A 13,631-nucleotide genomic window follows, 5' to 3' on the forward strand; every position below is an offset into this window, starting at 1 on the left:
GACGATTTGCTCTTGCCTACAAGGGATAATGGGCGCAGATAAAGTGAAAGGCGGCTTCGCCAAAGGTGTCGGGGATAACGTGTTGCCACTCTAGGTCTGTGCCACGGCTGTCAATGATGCGTCCTGTTTTGTCGTGGCGGGTGGCGTACACCACGCGAATCAGGCGATTGCCACAATCGGCTTCTTCCAAAATTCTTTCGGAAAAATGTTGGTTAAACAGGTATTTTTTGGTAGGTGCATGGGTACGGTCAAACCATGCGCGGTTGGCGGTACGGCTTTCCAAATCGCCGTAAACGGCGTGTTTGCCTTCCGAACCCACCGCTATCCAATCGGCGGCAAAAGCGCAGTTTGCGGCACACAGCAAGCACACAACGAAAACAGGTAATTTCATTGCAATTCCTTTAATTTGTTTAGGAAGAATTAAAGCTACTCTGCCTGATGGCACGGGTGCGGCGTAAACGGCACAAAACCGCGCCTTTATGGTAAACGTCTCACCGAAAAATGTAAAATTTACGGTGATTTACCACAAAGGCGCGGTGTAAAAACGCAACGTTTTCGCGTTAATCCGCCAGCTGCGCCAGCCAACGGGCAGCTTGGGCGCGTACCTGTTCGGGGGCAGTGCCGCCCAAATGGTTACGCGCATTTAAGCTGCCTTCGGGCGTGAGTACGGCAAACACGTCGGCCTCAATCAGGCTGCTGAAGCCACGCAACACGTCCAAAGACAAATCCACCAAATCGCAGCCGTTTTGTTCGGCATGGCGCACGGCTTGGGCAACGACTTCGTGGCTGTCGCGGAACGGTACGCCTTTTTTCACCAGATAGTCCGCCAAATCCGTTGCCGTGGCAAAGCCTTGCAACACCGCCGCACGCATATTGTCGGGTTTCACGGTAATGCCGCGCATCATATCGGCGTAAATCCGCAGCGTGTCCACCACCGTGTCCACCGTGTCAAACAAAGGCTCTTTGTCTTCCTGATTGTCTTTGTTGTACGCCAAAGGCTGTGACTTCATCAACACCAGCAGCCCCGTCAAATGCCCAATCACGCGCCCCGATTTGCCGCGCACCAGCTCGGGCACGTCGGGATTTTTTTTCTGCGGCATAATGGACGAACCCGTACAAAAACGGTCGGCAATATCAATAAAACCAAAACGCGGACTCATCCACACAATCAACTCTTCGCTCAAACGGCTTAAATGAATCATCAACAGCGAAGCGGCGGCGGTAAATTCAATGGCAAAATCGCGGTCGGAAACCGCGTCCAGCGAGTTTTGGCAGATTTCTTCAAAATCCAATAGCTTGGCAGTGGTTTCGCGGCGAATCGGAAACGTTGTTCCCGCCAGCGCCGCCGCGCCCAAAGGCATACGGTTTACCCGTTTGCGGCAATCCGCCATGCGCTCGTCGTCGCGCCCTAGCATTTCCACATACGCCAGCATATGATGTCCAAAGCTAACAGGTTGCGCCACCTGCAAATGGGTAAAGCCCGGCATCACCACATCGGCATTTTGCTGCGCCAGTTGCGCCAAAGCCGACTGTACATCACGAATCAGGCTGCGAATCACGTCAATTTCGCCGCGCAGCCACAGGCGGATATCGGTGGCGACTTGGTCGTTGCGGCTGCGCCCCGTGTGCAAACGTTTGCCCGCATCACCGATTTTGTCGGTTAAGCGGCGTTCGATATTCATGTGCACGTCTTCCAAGTCCAGCGACCATTCCAACTTACCCGCTGCGATTTCGTCCTGAATCTGCGCCATACCGCTTTGAATATCCAACAAATCTTGTGCCGACAAAATGCCTGCTTCGTGCAACATTTGCGCGTGCGCCAGCGAACCTTGAATATCTGCCTGCGCCAAACGTTTGTCAAAATCAATTGAACCCGTGTATTGCTTTACCAATTCGGAAACAGGCTCGTTAAAACGCCCCGACCAAGTTTTATTGCTGCTCATATTTCTTTCTTCCAAAAGGATTTATTTAGAATCAATTTTTTGTATTGCTTTGGAACGAATTTTTGCACCGACAGTCGCCTCTACAATACGCTCCCGCAATTCTGCCACTTTGTCTGATTTTGAAACCAAAATCTCCAATTCTTGTGCAATGCGTTGTAAATACTTTTTTGTCGGATAGTGAGAAATTAAAAATTCATGTGCCTCATCACGCTGACCACAATCATTCAATCTTGCCAAAATATTTTGCATTTCATCATTATCCAAAATAGCTTGAGATATTTCTTTTGATTGTTTTACCCGAATAACTTTAATTATTACTTCATATTTCGGGTCAAGCAAGCGTTCCAACTCTTGCGGCGACAACTTATCCAGAGCTTCAAACACCTTATCCATCAATACACTATTGGTTTCATCACTCATGTTGCCGAACTTCCATTAGATAATTTTTCTTCAAACTCTTTCACAAATTTCCTAATTTCATCAATAATATGAACCAATGCGGAATGATGATGCAGCACAACGGGAATCATGGTTTGAGGTGCCACGGAAAATAGGGTCTTATTATCTCGGATATAGGATTTAAAGACATTCAAACCTAAACGGCGTGTTTGAGCAACAAATTGCTTCTGTGCAGAAATAATGGCATTACTTTGAATCTGAATCATCGTAAAAATTACTCCCATAATTTCAGGTTGAATTTTTTCTATGACTTCATCAGTACCAAAAGAAGCAAACTCATTAAATTCCTTAACCAAGAGTTGAACATTTCTCTCTAAATAATCAATCCCCAGTGTAGACAAATAATCAGGCTTTGCAGGAATAAGAATTTTTTCAGCAGCAACAATAGCGTTTTTTGTAACAATATTAAAATTCGGCGGACAGTCAATCAATACAATATCATAATCACTTTCATTTGCTAAAGTTTCAATCGCTGCCCGCAATTTGCCATGCACCTGAATATAACGCCGCTTGGTTTGTTCCATATTGGCACCGCCCAATAATGTAGCCAACACCAAATCCACATTCAACAAACCTAAATGCGAGCAGATTAAATCAATTCTGCCATTCGCCCTCATAATACTTTTATGTTGATTGACATTTTTCGGCGTAATAATAAAATCCTTTAATGGGGGCGGCTCTTTACTTTCTCCAATTGCATCAAACCAAGACTTGATGGTTTTATCATCTTTGTATTTTTGATCCCACTCATCAGGCTTAATAAATGAAAAAGTCAAACTGGCTTGGGCATCAGTATCAATGAGTAACACTTTTTTACCAGACCACGCCAAGCCTGCAGCCAAATTCGAGGTAACTGTAGTTTTTCCTACACCACCCTTATAGTTAATTACCGCAACAATATCCATTTTTAAACTTTCCTAAAGTTTATCTGAACCAATAAACAAGATTTACAGAATTATACCCGCAAACCACCTGCACAGCAGTAAATCCGTGCCAATCGGCGCAGCATGGTTTTAGGAAAACCAAAAAACCGTTACCATTGCCGTTTTTCTGCCTTTCCGTTTGACCTGTTTGATAAAGGAAACCCCGCCATGCGCTTTGCCACCGAATTGATTCACGCCGCTTACGACCCCGACCAGCACAACCGCGCCATTATGCCGCCGATTTACCAAAACAGCATGTTTGCCCTGCACGAAATCGGCGAACAGGCAGCGTATAAATATTCCCGCTTGGGCAACCCCACCCGCAGCGTGTTGGAACAAACCATTGCTGCGCTGGAACAAGGCACACACGGTTTTGCCTTTGCCAGCGGCATTGCGGGCATTGACTGCATTTTCCGCACCGTGCTGCGTCCACAAGATACCATTGTTGCCGTGCGCGACATTTACGGCGGCAGCTACGATTTGCTCACAGAAGTTTATGCTGCTTGGGGCGTAAACGTAATCTTTGCCGACCTGTGCGACCCCGCCGAATTAGACCGCATTTTGGCACAACAGCCCGTCAAACTGGTTTGGCTGGAAAGCCCTTCTAACCCGCTGTTGCGCTTGGTGGATATTGAAGCCCTTGCCCGCAAAGCCAAAGCCGCAGGCGCATTGGTGGGCGTAGACAACACCTTTGCTTCGCCCTATCTGCAAAACCCCTTAAGCATGGGTTGCGATATTGTGTTTCATTCTGCCACCAAATACTTATGCGGACATTCAGACGTGCTGATGGGCGTGGCAGCAGTTAAAGATGCCGCTTTAGCCAAACAACTCAACACCATGCTGGTACAAACAGGCGCAGTTGCCGCACCGATGGACTGCTGGCTGGTATTACGCGGCATCAAAACCTTGGCAGTACGCATGCAACGGCATTGCGACAACGCCTTTGAACTGGCACAACGTCTGCAACATCACCCTGCTGTCGATAAAATCTACTACCCCGGTTTGCCCCAACACGAACACCACGAATTAGCCAAACGGCAAATGCGAGGCTTTGGCGGCGTGGTCAGCGTTTCCTTAAAAAACAATACCGTTGCCGCTGCCAACCAAGTGGTAAAAAACCTGAAACTGTTTCAGTTGGCTTCCAGCTTGGGCGGCGTAGAAAGCCTGATTAACCACAGCTATTCGCAGTCGCACAGCGGCATGGCGCACGAAGTCAAAACCGCTTTGGGCATCAGCGAAAGCCTGTTGCGCTTTTCGGTGGGCATTGAAGATATTGAAGATATTTGGGCGGACATTGACCAAGCCTTACGCGCCTAATAGTTGACGAAAATCGCAACGATACGGCGTTGCGATTTTCGTCAACCACAATAATTAATGCAATCAAAGGAATACCATGAGCAACAAACCCCTGTCGCCGATGATGCGCCAATATCTGGATATTAAAGCCGAACATCAGGACAAATTACTGTTTTACCGCATGGGCGATTTTTACGAATTGTTTTTTGACGATGCGGTGGAAGCAGCCAAACTGCTGGATATTACGCTGACGGCGCGGGGTCAGGCAGACGGCAAACCCGTGCAGATGGCGGGCGTGCCGTTTCACGCTTTAGAGCCTTATTTGGCAAAACTGGTTAAGCTGGGCAAAAGCGCGGCGATTTGCGAACAAATCGGCGAAGCGGGCGCGGGCAAAGGTCCGGTAGAGCGCAAAGTGGTGCGTATCGTTACCCCCGGTACGCTGACCGATGCCGCTTTGTTGGACGACAAAGAAACCAACCGCACCGCCGCCGTGTGTTTCGGTAAAAAGCAAACCGCGCTGGCGTGGCTGTCGCTGCAAAACGGCGAATTTAAAACCAAAATCATTGCCCCCGACAGTTTGGCAGACGAATTGGCGCGTTTGGCGGCAGCGGAAATTTTGGTGGCAGAAAGCGATACCGATAAGGTCAAAGCCCTTGCTGGCGCAGCGCAAATCACCCGTTTGAACGACTGGCAGTTTGGCACAGACGCAGCATTTGCGCTGCTAACGGATTATTTTGCCTGCCAAGATTTACGCGCTTTCGGGCTGACGGCGGAAACCCACCCCGCTGCGGTTTCGGCAGCGGGTGCATTGCTTAATTATGTGCGTTTAACCCAAACGCAGTTACCACGCCATTTGGACGGTTTAACCTTGGAAAGCGAAGCGGAATACATCGCCATGGATGCCGCCACGCGCCGCAATTTGGAAATCGCCGCCACGTTAGACGGCAAAAAAGCCCCCACTTTGCTGTCGGTGCTGGACCGTTGCGCCAGCCACATGGGTAGCCGTTTGTTAGCGCAATGGCTACATCACCCTTTGCGCCGCCGCGAACATATTTTGGCACGACAGGCAGCCATGGCAGCTTTGTTTGAACATCATCACGCCGTGCATCGGGTATTGGCGGGCGTGGCGGATATTGAACGCATTGCGGCGCGGATTGCCTTGGCATCGGCGCGACCGCGTGATTTGTCGGCACTGCGTGACAGCCTGTTTGCCTTGGCGCAAATCCGTTTGCCCGAACAACCTGCCTTGTTGGCAACCTTGACAGCCGCCCTGCCCGCCGCCCTGCCCGTTGCAGAACTGCTGGCACGCGCCATCTTGCCCGAACCTGCGGTATGGCTGAAAGACGGCGGCGTGATAAACCACGGTTTTCATCCCGAATTAGACCATTTGCGCGGATTGCAGCACAACAGCAGCGCGTTTTTAAGCGAATTGGAACAGCGCGAACGCGAGCGCACCGCCTTATCCACGCTGAAAGTAGAATACAACCGCGTTCACGGTTTTTATATTGAACTGTCTAAAGCCCAATCCGCCGCCGCACCCGCCGATTACCAGCGCCGTCAAACCCTCAAAAACACCGAGCGTTACATCACCCCCGAGCTGAAGCAGTTTGAAGAACAGTTTTTATCCGCCCAAGACAACGCCTTGGCATTGGAAAAACAGCTTTACACCGAATTGCTGGCACAATTGCAAAGCCATTTGCCCGCATTGCAGCAATGCGCCAAAGCCGCCGCCAGCTTGGACGTATTAAGCGCATTTGCCGCACAAGCCCAACAATACAGCTACTGCGCCCCCGAATTTGCCGATTACCCCGTTTTGGATATTAGCAACGGACGACACCCCGTAGTAGAACGCCAAATTGACTGCTTTACCCCCAATCATCTGCATTTGGGCGGAAAACACCGATTGATGCTGCTCACAGGTCCCAATATGGGCGGAAAATCCACCTATATGCGACAAGCCGCGCACATTGTGCTGATGGCGCACACAGGCAGCTTTGTGCCTGCCGACCACGCCCTGATTGGCAATATTGACCGCATTTTCACCCGCATCGGCGCATCAGACGACTTGGCGGGCAACCGTTCCACTTTTATGGTAGAAATGTCCGAAACCGCCTGTATTCTCCACCACGCCAGCGCACAATCGCTGGTGCTGATGGACGAAGTCGGGCGCGGCACATCCACATTTGACGGCTTGGCGATTGCCCGTGCCGCTGCCGAACACCTGATTCGCCACAACCAAAGCCTGTGCCTGTTTTCCACCCATTATTTTGAGCTGACCGACCTGCCCGCCCGTTTTCCCGCCGCCGTCAATATGCACCTTTCCGCCATCGAACGCGCCGACGATATTGTTTTTCTGCATCAAGTAGAAGCAGGACCTGCCGCCAAAAGTTACGGCATAGCCGTTGCCAAACGCGCAGGTTTGCCCGCACGCGCCTTAAAACAAGCCAAACAATATTTGCAGGATTTAGAAGCCTCGCGCCCCACCGCCGCCCAAAGCGATTTGTTTGCCGAACCCCCCGACACCCCCGCCGAAACCCCAAACGACACGCCCACCCATCCGCTGTTAAGCGCATTAGCCAATCTTGACCCCGACACTCTGTCGCCGCGCCAAGCATTAGACGAACTGTACCGTTTGCGCCAACTGCTGCATCAGGATAATTAAACGACCCGTCCAAACGACTTGCGATGGTAAGAATGGTATAAATATTACAATCCAAAATTGTAAAAATTAAATAAATGATTCTTAAGTCATATCAAACACAACTCAACAAATACAATCCCTAAAGAGTGATTAATGAGCAACTTGGTAAAAATCCTACTATCCATCAAAAGCCCTTATGATGGTTTTATCGATAAGCCTGAACTGATACGGGGTTATACAGAAGACGAAATCAAACAAATTGAACAAAAATACAATTTCCCCATTCATGGTCAATTTAAAGAATTATTGATGACAATGGGAAAATGTTCAGGCGGATTGGTTTCGGGTAGTGATATATATGTATATAGCACAGGTACAGAATATTCTTTTGGGGAACAAGCAAGAATAGCTTTATATAATGACCAAGACTGTCAATATTTCATTAACATCGTTGGCAATATTGTTGAGAAAAAAATGATTAATATAGCTGGAATGAACGAACATATGATTTCTTATTTTATGTTTGCAGCAGAAAACAATGATATTGTGTATGAATGGGATACCAATCAGGAAACAGTAAGGGAATTTGGCACTTTATTTGATTTTTTAATTTCACACAGAGAATCCTTATATAGAACAATCGTACAAAATCCCAATTATCCTATGTATGGACAATTACTTTAATTTTATTTCTTGTCAATAACTATTAGCTTATATAGCTTGGATTAAAGCACAGCGTAAACCCAACTATTTATTGTTCCACTTTTATTTTGAGCGAAAAATGAGTAATCAAAAAGTTTGGTATATGAATTTGGCTAAACAACTGGACAGTCTTTTCTATTTTTTTGATTTAGGCTTTAATGAAGAAAACGATTTTGCCTATTGGTTTGCTTTAAATCAAATTAAATCAGAAGATAGAACCCCAGAACAAGATGATGAAATGTGGGCTTATGTTCAAAAAGGCAGCAAGCAACAACAACGGTATCGCTCTTTTTACCCTATTGATAAGAGTTTATTACCTGCCACCATGTATGTTACTTTTGACTATGATAGAAATACTGTTCTACCTGATTTTTTTCAAATTGGCGGGGGCTATATGATTATGAGTGAACGCTTTGCCAATATTTTAAAAAGTCATGATTTAGGCAAAACCCAAGTGATTCCCATACGTTTTTTTGATTTGGTTCATCATGAATATGTTAATGACACAAGCTATTATTTACTCAATATTGTGGAAAAACATCAGTATTTTTTACCTGATTTAATGAATCCCAAGCCCTATTTTGTTTATGCAAAAGATGGGATTGATATTTATCAAGCTGCACATACAGAAGCAGTTCATGCTAACTATACATATTCGGATAAAGCCTTATCGTGTCCTGTTGATTTATGGGCAGAGCCATCTTTATCAGGTGAATTATATATTTCAGATAGACTGATGAAGTCTTTACAACAAGCAGGATTGACCCATTTGATGGATTTGTGGGAATGTCAGTTGCTTAATCAATAAAATTTTAAGCAAGCAGCTTGCTTTAAGCCACTTGCTTAAATGGTTATCGGCTAATCGGTACTACCAACGGAAAGTTTGCCCCACGCTGCCCGATACCCCGTGATTAGAGGCATTCACCGCCGCATACGGACGCGCACAGCCCGCCAACACCAACGCCAATGCTGTTACCCAAAGTAAATATTTCATAATAATGCCTGCCAAAATTTTTGTAATTCATCGGCTTGCGGATAAGCGGTTAAATCCACCTGCAAAGGGGTAATACTGATAAAACCCGCTTCGGTGGCGGCAAAATCCGTACCTGCTTCATTGTCGGACACCGCGCCCGCCGGACCAATCCAATAAATCGCTTCGCCGTGCGGGTCGCTGCTGGGAATCACGTTTTGAATATGGTGGCGGCGACCCAAACGGGTAATTTTAATCCCTTGTAAATCTTCGGGCGCAACAGCGGGAATATTCACGTTCCACAACACGGGCGCAGTAGGCGGCTGTTTGAGCAAATGCTTGAGCAACATCCACACTGCCCGCTCCGCTGTTTCGGCATAAGCGGGAAAATCGTGGCTGTCCAGCGAAAACGCCACCGCAGGAATTCCCATTAAAAATGCTTCCGTTGCCGCTGCCACCGTGCCTGAATAAAGCGTGTCGTCGCCCATATTCGCGCCGTGGTTGATGCCCGACAGCACCAAATCGGGGTGACACTCTTTCGGCAGGATATGCAATCCCATGTGAATACAATCGGTTGGCGTGCCGTTTACATAGTAAAAACCGTTTTCGGCATGGCGGATACGCAAAGGGCGGTCCAGCGTAAGCGAATTACTCGCGCCGCTGCGGTTGCGTTCGGGCGCGACCACGCGCACATTGGCAAATTCGCCTGCCACCCGCGCCAAAATGCCGATGCCTTGAGCGCGATAGCCGTCATCATTAGAAATCAAAATATTCATCAAGTTTCCTTTTTGGTTTAAAACCGCCCTTATCAGCGGTAAAATCATTGTTTTTCAACCCCGCGTATTGTACGGCAAACGCCGCTTTGCGCCGCGCTTTTTTCCGAGTACCACCATGCACACCCTGCACATTCAAAACATCACCCTCGCCAACCGCCTGCCCTTTGTTTTATTTGGCGGCATCAACGTATTAGAAGATTTGGATTCTACCCTATACGCCGCCGAACACTATGTACGCGTTACCGCCAAACTGGGCATTCCCTATGTTTTCAAAGCCTCGTTTGACAAAGCCAACCGCTCGTCCGTACATTCCTATCGCGGCGTGGGTTTGGAAGCAGGATTAGACATCTTGTCTGCCGTTAAACGCGAATTTCATGTTCCCGTGATTACCGATGTCCACGAACCCTACCAATGCACCCCCGCTGCCGAAGTGGCAGACGTATTGCAACTGCCCGCATTTTTGGCACGACAAACCGATTTGGTGCAAGCCATGGCAGCCACAGGGCGCGTGATAAACGTTAAAAAACCGCAGTTTCTCAGCCCGCAGCAAATGGCAAATATTGTGGAAAAATTTAAAGAATCAGGCAATAGCCAAGTGATTTTGTGCGAACGCGGCAGCCAGTTCGGTTACGACAATTTGGTGGTGGACATGCTTGGTTTTGGCGTGATGAAACGCACTTGCGCCGATGCACCGATTATTTTTGATGCCACCCACGCCCTACAACAGCGCGAAGCAGGTTCTGCCGCATCAGGCGGACGGCGCACACAGGTATTGGATTTGGCACTGGCAGGCATGGCAACAGGCTTGGCAGGTTTGTTTTTAGAAAGCCACCCCAACCCCGACCACGCCAAATGCGATGGTGCCAGCGCCCTACCGCTGCATTTGCTGGAAGCCTTTTTACAGCGCGTAAAAGCGGTGGACGACACCGTTAAAGCCTTTGAACCCTTGAATATTCAATAATTTTTTAGCAAAACCAAACCATTATTTAGCAAACTTGGGTTACGGCAATGCCTAACCCAAGCAATCATTCAATCAGATTGCAAGTATATGCACTAAATTTATCAATCATTCCTACTTTAGATAAAGACTGGTATAAATTTTCTGACATAAAAAAATATCCAATCAGTCTGGGGTCAGACCATAAATCCACATCACAATTTAAAGTATGTTTATCAATATTCAGTTCCCCATCATAGAAAACACTGCTGGCAATACGAAAACCATGTGTGATGTCAGGTATGGGTTTTAATCTGGGTGTGGCTTAGGTTTCGCAAACGCACATTCGTCTTTCATACAGATTGAGAAAGTAATACGTTTCATCACTTGCCAAACAACCTGTTGATAAATCATAAATTTGCACAGGTGTCAGGATGTTTTCGCCTAGTCGGTGCTGTTTTAAGATAGCTGCACAAGACGGATTGAATATTCTTCCTCCACTCCAGATACTGAATATATAATCTTCATGAGTAGGCAATTTGATTGCTTCATTTTGATAAATGCCCACCCATAGCGCATTAGGAATAATCTTACTTTGTATAGCAAAATGGTTTGTTTTTTCTAATTCTAAAGCAAAAGGAAAATACTTTCTCTTCTTTTCTTGAACTTCAGGTGTTTCTGTTTCCAGTCCTATTCCCAAAATACCCCGAATTTCTGGGTACATCAAACCACTGCCTTTAACACTGGCTTCCATATCATATTGTTGCACACTACCGAATGAAAATTGACAAACATAAACCTGATTGGACATAGCACGCTCTCTATAAATTTATACGGGTTATTGCACAATTTGCCTAGCTTGGCATGAAAGCGCAAATATAGTTGATAAAAATAAAAACGAGACAAGGCGACAACGCCCGCCGTGTACGAACAGTACATCAGGGCGTTGGCAACGCGGTATCGTTGCGATTTTAATCAACTATACAAAAAAGGTGCGCCACCACGCGCACCTGAATGGGTTTATTCATCTATGATTTCTTCGTCCATTTCCACTGTTCCGCCCATGCCGATATACAGGCGCACGCCGCCTTGCGGGGAATAATTTTCAAAACCGCCGTATGGTTCGCCGTTTGGTGCATGGTGTTGGATTTGCTGCCATATTTCTGCTAGGGGCAATATTTCATTGCATTCAAATACTTGATATTGCTGCGGCGGCAGCCAGATTTCCGCTGCTTCATCGGGTAAGGTTGCATCGGGCGTACACAAACTGCCCCACACCAGCTGCAAACGTCCGTCTGCTGCCACACGGCGGGCGCAATACAGGCTGCGGCTGAACGCAGGCAAATCTTGCGCCCACGCTTCCTGCTGCCAACGCGCCTGCAACTGTGCCACCGTGTCGGCATAAGCATCGGCATGACACCATGCGCCCACACCTGCCACACGAAACGCAGGTAAGGCACTGATGATATTTTGGGAAAAATGTTTATCTGTATCTGTCATCTGTTGCCCTTATGAAAACCAACGCCACATCAGCCACACACCCAAACCACTGATATGCACAAACTGCCACAGCAACGCCAATAAAAATCCTGCTTGCAACTGCCACACGCCAAACACATTGGCGCTTTGTCGGCACACTAGGCAGCGGTGCAAGGCAAACAAGCCCATCAGCCACACTTGCATCAGCCACCACGTTTGCGGGTCAAACCAGTAAAACTGCGCCAAACGCACCATCAGCACGGGTGCACCACCTGCGGGATATTGCAGATAAATCAATATTGCCAACAACACGCAGCCCAAGTGTTGCAGCAGCGATGAGCACGCCAGCAGGCTTAAAAAACCGTTGCTGCGGCGGATTCGCCATAAGCCTTGGTCTTCGTTTTCCAAATTGCCTATCAGCAAACCCAGCGCACCGGCAAATACGCACACATGCAGCCATAAAAACGGTTGTTGCCACAGCCATTGCAATCCGATTCCGCCAAACAGCCACGCCGCTGCGCCCGACAAGCCCACACACGCCGCCAACACACCTGCAATAAAGCCCCAAGCGCGGCTGTGCCACGCCGATGCCAGCACCGCAGCACTTGCCAGCAGCGTCAGCCATGCGCCCATCAATAGTGAACTTCGCCGTCAAATACGCGCACGGCTGGACCGCTCATCAGCACGGGTTCGCCTTCGCGCCAAGAAATGGTTAAGTCGCCGCCGCGCAGTTGTACGCGCACGTCTGCACCCGCTTCCAGCAAACCCAAACGCACACCTGCCACCACTGCGGCGCACGCGCCTGTGCCGCAGGCTTGGGTTTCGCCCGCGCCACGCTCGTAAACGCGCAAAATAATATTTTGTTTGTCCACCACTTGCATAAAACCGACATTTACCCGCTGCGGAAAACGGGGATGGCGTTGCAGGGCTTCGCCCCATGCTGCAACGGGTGCGGTTTCGGCATCGCCCACCAGCATCACGGCGTGGGGATTGCCCATGCCCACCATGCTCATTTCGGCGCTGTCCAAGCCATTCACAATAATATGGCTGACGGCTTCGGCACTTTCGCCTGCGCGTAACACAAAGGGAATTTGCTCGGGAACGAAAGTGGGTTCGCCCATGTTTACGGTTACGGAACCGTCTTCGTTCAGGCGTGGTTTGATGATGCCTTTGGCAGTTTCTACGGTGATTTCGCGTTTGTCGGTTAAACCTTGTTCCACCACAAATTTAACAAAACAACGCGCTCCGTTGCCGCATTGTTCCACTTCGCCGCCGTCGGCGTTGAAAATACGGTAGCGGAAATCGGCTTCGCCGCTGTGGGGGCGTTCTACCAGCAGCAGTTGGTCAAAACCGATGCCTGTGCAGCGGTCGGCCCAGCGGGCAATCGGTGCGGTGGCGGCATCAAATGCTTGGCTTACGCCGTCCACCATCATAAAATCGTTACCCAAGCCGTGCATTTTGGCGAATGTTACTGTTGTCGTCATGGCATTTTCCCGCGAAACACT

Annotated in this window: 15 protein-coding genes; 5 read left to right on the top strand and 10 right to left on the bottom strand. The window is 48.4% G+C overall.

The genetic code is table 11. The annotated features are described in order from the left end of the window. Positions 1-16: 16 nt before the first annotated feature. From H3L98_RS09260 to H3L98_RS09275, 4 genes are all read right to left on the bottom strand, one after another. Entirely contained in the window at positions 17-391 is a 375-nt protein-coding gene (locus H3L98_RS09260; RefSeq protein WP_051532021.1) for a surface-adhesin E family protein, read from the bottom strand. A gap of 169 nt (positions 392-560) precedes the next feature. After that, the gene (argH, locus tag H3L98_RS09265; protein WP_027021775.1) at positions 561-1,943 is read right to left on the bottom strand and encodes an argininosuccinate lyase; all 1,383 of its coding nucleotides are present in this window, start codon (positions 1,941-1,943) and stop codon (positions 561-563) included. Positions 1,944-1,964: 21 nt separating this feature from the next. Beyond that, a complete protein-coding gene (locus H3L98_RS09270; RefSeq protein ID WP_027021776.1) occupies positions 1,965-2,363 on the bottom strand; it encodes a hypothetical protein in 399 nt (132 codons plus the stop codon). Further along, a complete protein-coding gene (locus tag H3L98_RS09275) occupies positions 2,360-3,307 on the bottom strand; it encodes a ParA family protein (protein ID WP_027021777.1) in 948 nt (315 codons plus the stop codon). The genes H3L98_RS09270 and H3L98_RS09275 overlap by 4 nt, the downstream gene beginning before the upstream one ends. Positions 3,308-3,493: 186 nt before the next feature. Between H3L98_RS09275 and H3L98_RS09280 the strand changes: the two genes are divergently transcribed. The 4 genes from H3L98_RS09280 to H3L98_RS09295 all read left to right on the top strand — a co-directional run bounded on the left by H3L98_RS09280 (position 3,494) and on the right by H3L98_RS09295 (position 8,772). Next, on the top strand, positions 3,494-4,642 hold the full coding sequence (locus tag H3L98_RS09280; RefSeq protein WP_027021778.1) for a trans-sulfuration enzyme family protein: 1,149 nt from the start codon (positions 3,494-3,496) through the stop codon (positions 4,640-4,642). Between the two features lie 76 nt (positions 4,643-4,718). Continuing rightward, positions 4,719-7,283 (top strand): DNA mismatch repair protein MutS, encoded by a 2,565-nt coding sequence (gene mutS / locus H3L98_RS09285; protein ID WP_027021779.1) that lies wholly within the window; start codon positions 4,719-4,721, stop codon positions 7,281-7,283. A 132-nt stretch (positions 7,284-7,415) separates the two neighbouring features. Next, positions 7,416-7,946, top strand: coding sequence for an SMI1/KNR4 family protein (locus tag H3L98_RS09290; RefSeq protein ID WP_051532022.1), 531 nt, complete (start codon positions 7,416-7,418; stop codon positions 7,944-7,946). A gap of 97 nt (positions 7,947-8,043) precedes the next feature. Continuing rightward, positions 8,044-8,772, top strand: coding sequence for an imm11 family protein (locus tag H3L98_RS09295; protein WP_156932243.1), 729 nt, complete (start codon positions 8,044-8,046; stop codon positions 8,770-8,772). A gap of 60 nt (positions 8,773-8,832) precedes the next feature. On the opposite strand, the gene H3L98_RS11020 is transcribed toward H3L98_RS09295, so the two are convergent. Beyond that, complete coding sequence (locus H3L98_RS11020; protein ID WP_276512630.1) at positions 8,833-8,958, bottom strand: hypothetical protein; 126 nt, start codon at positions 8,956-8,958, stop codon at positions 8,833-8,835. Beyond that, a complete protein-coding gene (gene surE / locus H3L98_RS09300; RefSeq protein WP_027021781.1) occupies positions 8,955-9,710 on the bottom strand; it encodes a 5'/3'-nucleotidase SurE in 756 nt (251 codons plus the stop codon). The genes H3L98_RS11020 and surE overlap by 4 nt, the downstream gene beginning before the upstream one ends. A 115-nt stretch (positions 9,711-9,825) precedes the next feature. On the opposite strand from surE, the gene kdsA reads away from it, so the two are divergent. Next, the gene (kdsA, locus tag H3L98_RS09305) at positions 9,826-10,671 is read left to right on the top strand and encodes a 3-deoxy-8-phosphooctulonate synthase (protein ID WP_027021782.1); all 846 of its coding nucleotides are present in this window, start codon (positions 9,826-9,828) and stop codon (positions 10,669-10,671) included. A gap of 301 nt (positions 10,672-10,972) precedes the next feature. On the opposite strand, the gene H3L98_RS09310 is transcribed toward kdsA, so the two are convergent. The 4 genes from H3L98_RS09310 to dapF all read right to left on the bottom strand — a co-directional run bounded on the left by H3L98_RS09310 (position 10,973) and on the right by dapF (position 13,610). Next, positions 10,973-11,458, bottom strand: a complete 486-nt coding sequence (locus H3L98_RS09310; protein WP_156932245.1) for a hypothetical protein — start codon at positions 11,456-11,458, stop codon at positions 10,973-10,975. 209 nt (positions 11,459-11,667) lie between these two features. Then, positions 11,668-12,147 carry a hypothetical protein gene (locus H3L98_RS09315; RefSeq protein ID WP_027021784.1) on the bottom strand — a complete coding sequence of 160 codons (480 nt, stop codon included), beginning with the start codon at positions 12,145-12,147 and terminating at the stop codon, positions 11,668-11,670. A gap of 9 nt (positions 12,148-12,156) precedes the next feature. Beyond that, on the bottom strand, positions 12,157-12,759 hold the full coding sequence (locus H3L98_RS09320; RefSeq protein ID WP_051532023.1) for a hypothetical protein: 603 nt from the start codon (positions 12,757-12,759) through the stop codon (positions 12,157-12,159). Beyond that, the gene (gene dapF / locus H3L98_RS09325) at positions 12,759-13,610 is read right to left on the bottom strand and encodes a diaminopimelate epimerase (RefSeq protein WP_027021785.1); all 852 of its coding nucleotides are present in this window, start codon (positions 13,608-13,610) and stop codon (positions 12,759-12,761) included. The genes H3L98_RS09320 and dapF overlap by 1 nt, the downstream gene beginning before the upstream one ends. Positions 13,611-13,631: the final 21 nt, after the last annotated feature.

Origin of the sequence: Conchiformibius steedae (assembly GCF_014054725.1) — a bacterium.
GTDB classification, from domain to species: Bacteria; Pseudomonadota; Gammaproteobacteria; order Burkholderiales; family Neisseriaceae; genus Conchiformibius; species Conchiformibius steedae.

What these genes read in the sequence shown, in the direction of transcription:
- H3L98_RS09315 (WP_027021784.1), bottom strand. Translation starts at nt 12,147, where the DNA reads ATGACAGATACAGATAAACATTTTTCCCAAAATATCATCAGTGCCTTA.
- mutS (WP_027021779.1), top strand. Translation starts at nt 4,719, where the DNA reads ATGAGCAACAAACCCCTGTCGCCGATGATGCGCCAATATCTGGATATT.
- H3L98_RS09295 (WP_156932243.1), top strand. Translation starts at nt 8,044, where the DNA reads ATGAGTAATCAAAAAGTTTGGTATATGAATTTGGCTAAACAACTGGAC.
- H3L98_RS09260 (WP_051532021.1), bottom strand. Translation starts at nt 391, where the DNA reads ATGAAATTACCTGTTTTCGTTGTGTGCTTGCTGTGTGCCGCAAACTGC.
- H3L98_RS09275 (WP_027021777.1), bottom strand. Translation starts at nt 3,307, where the DNA reads ATGGATATTGTTGCGGTAATTAACTATAAGGGTGGTGTAGGAAAAACT.
- H3L98_RS11020 (WP_276512630.1), bottom strand. Translation starts at nt 8,958, where the DNA reads ATGAAATATTTACTTTGGGTAACAGCATTGGCGTTGGTGTTGGCGGGC.
- H3L98_RS09290 (WP_051532022.1), top strand. Translation starts at nt 7,416, where the DNA reads ATGAGCAACTTGGTAAAAATCCTACTATCCATCAAAAGCCCTTATGAT.
- kdsA (WP_027021782.1), top strand. Translation starts at nt 9,826, where the DNA reads ATGCACACCCTGCACATTCAAAACATCACCCTCGCCAACCGCCTGCCC.
- H3L98_RS09310 (WP_156932245.1), bottom strand. Translation starts at nt 11,458, where the DNA reads ATGTCCAATCAGGTTTATGTTTGTCAATTTTCATTCGGTAGTGTGCAA.
- argH (WP_027021775.1), bottom strand. Translation starts at nt 1,943, where the DNA reads ATGAGCAGCAATAAAACTTGGTCGGGGCGTTTTAACGAGCCTGTTTCC.
- H3L98_RS09270 (WP_027021776.1), bottom strand. Translation starts at nt 2,363, where the DNA reads ATGAGTGATGAAACCAATAGTGTATTGATGGATAAGGTGTTTGAAGCT.
- dapF (WP_027021785.1), bottom strand. Translation starts at nt 13,610, where the DNA reads ATGACGACAACAGTAACATTCGCCAAAATGCACGGCTTGGGTAACGAT.
- H3L98_RS09320 (WP_051532023.1), bottom strand. Translation starts at nt 12,759, where the DNA reads ATGGGCGCATGGCTGACGCTGCTGGCAAGTGCTGCGGTGCTGGCATCG.
- surE (WP_027021781.1), bottom strand. Translation starts at nt 9,710, where the DNA reads ATGAATATTTTGATTTCTAATGATGACGGCTATCGCGCTCAAGGCATC.
- H3L98_RS09280 (WP_027021778.1), top strand. Translation starts at nt 3,494, where the DNA reads ATGCGCTTTGCCACCGAATTGATTCACGCCGCTTACGACCCCGACCAG.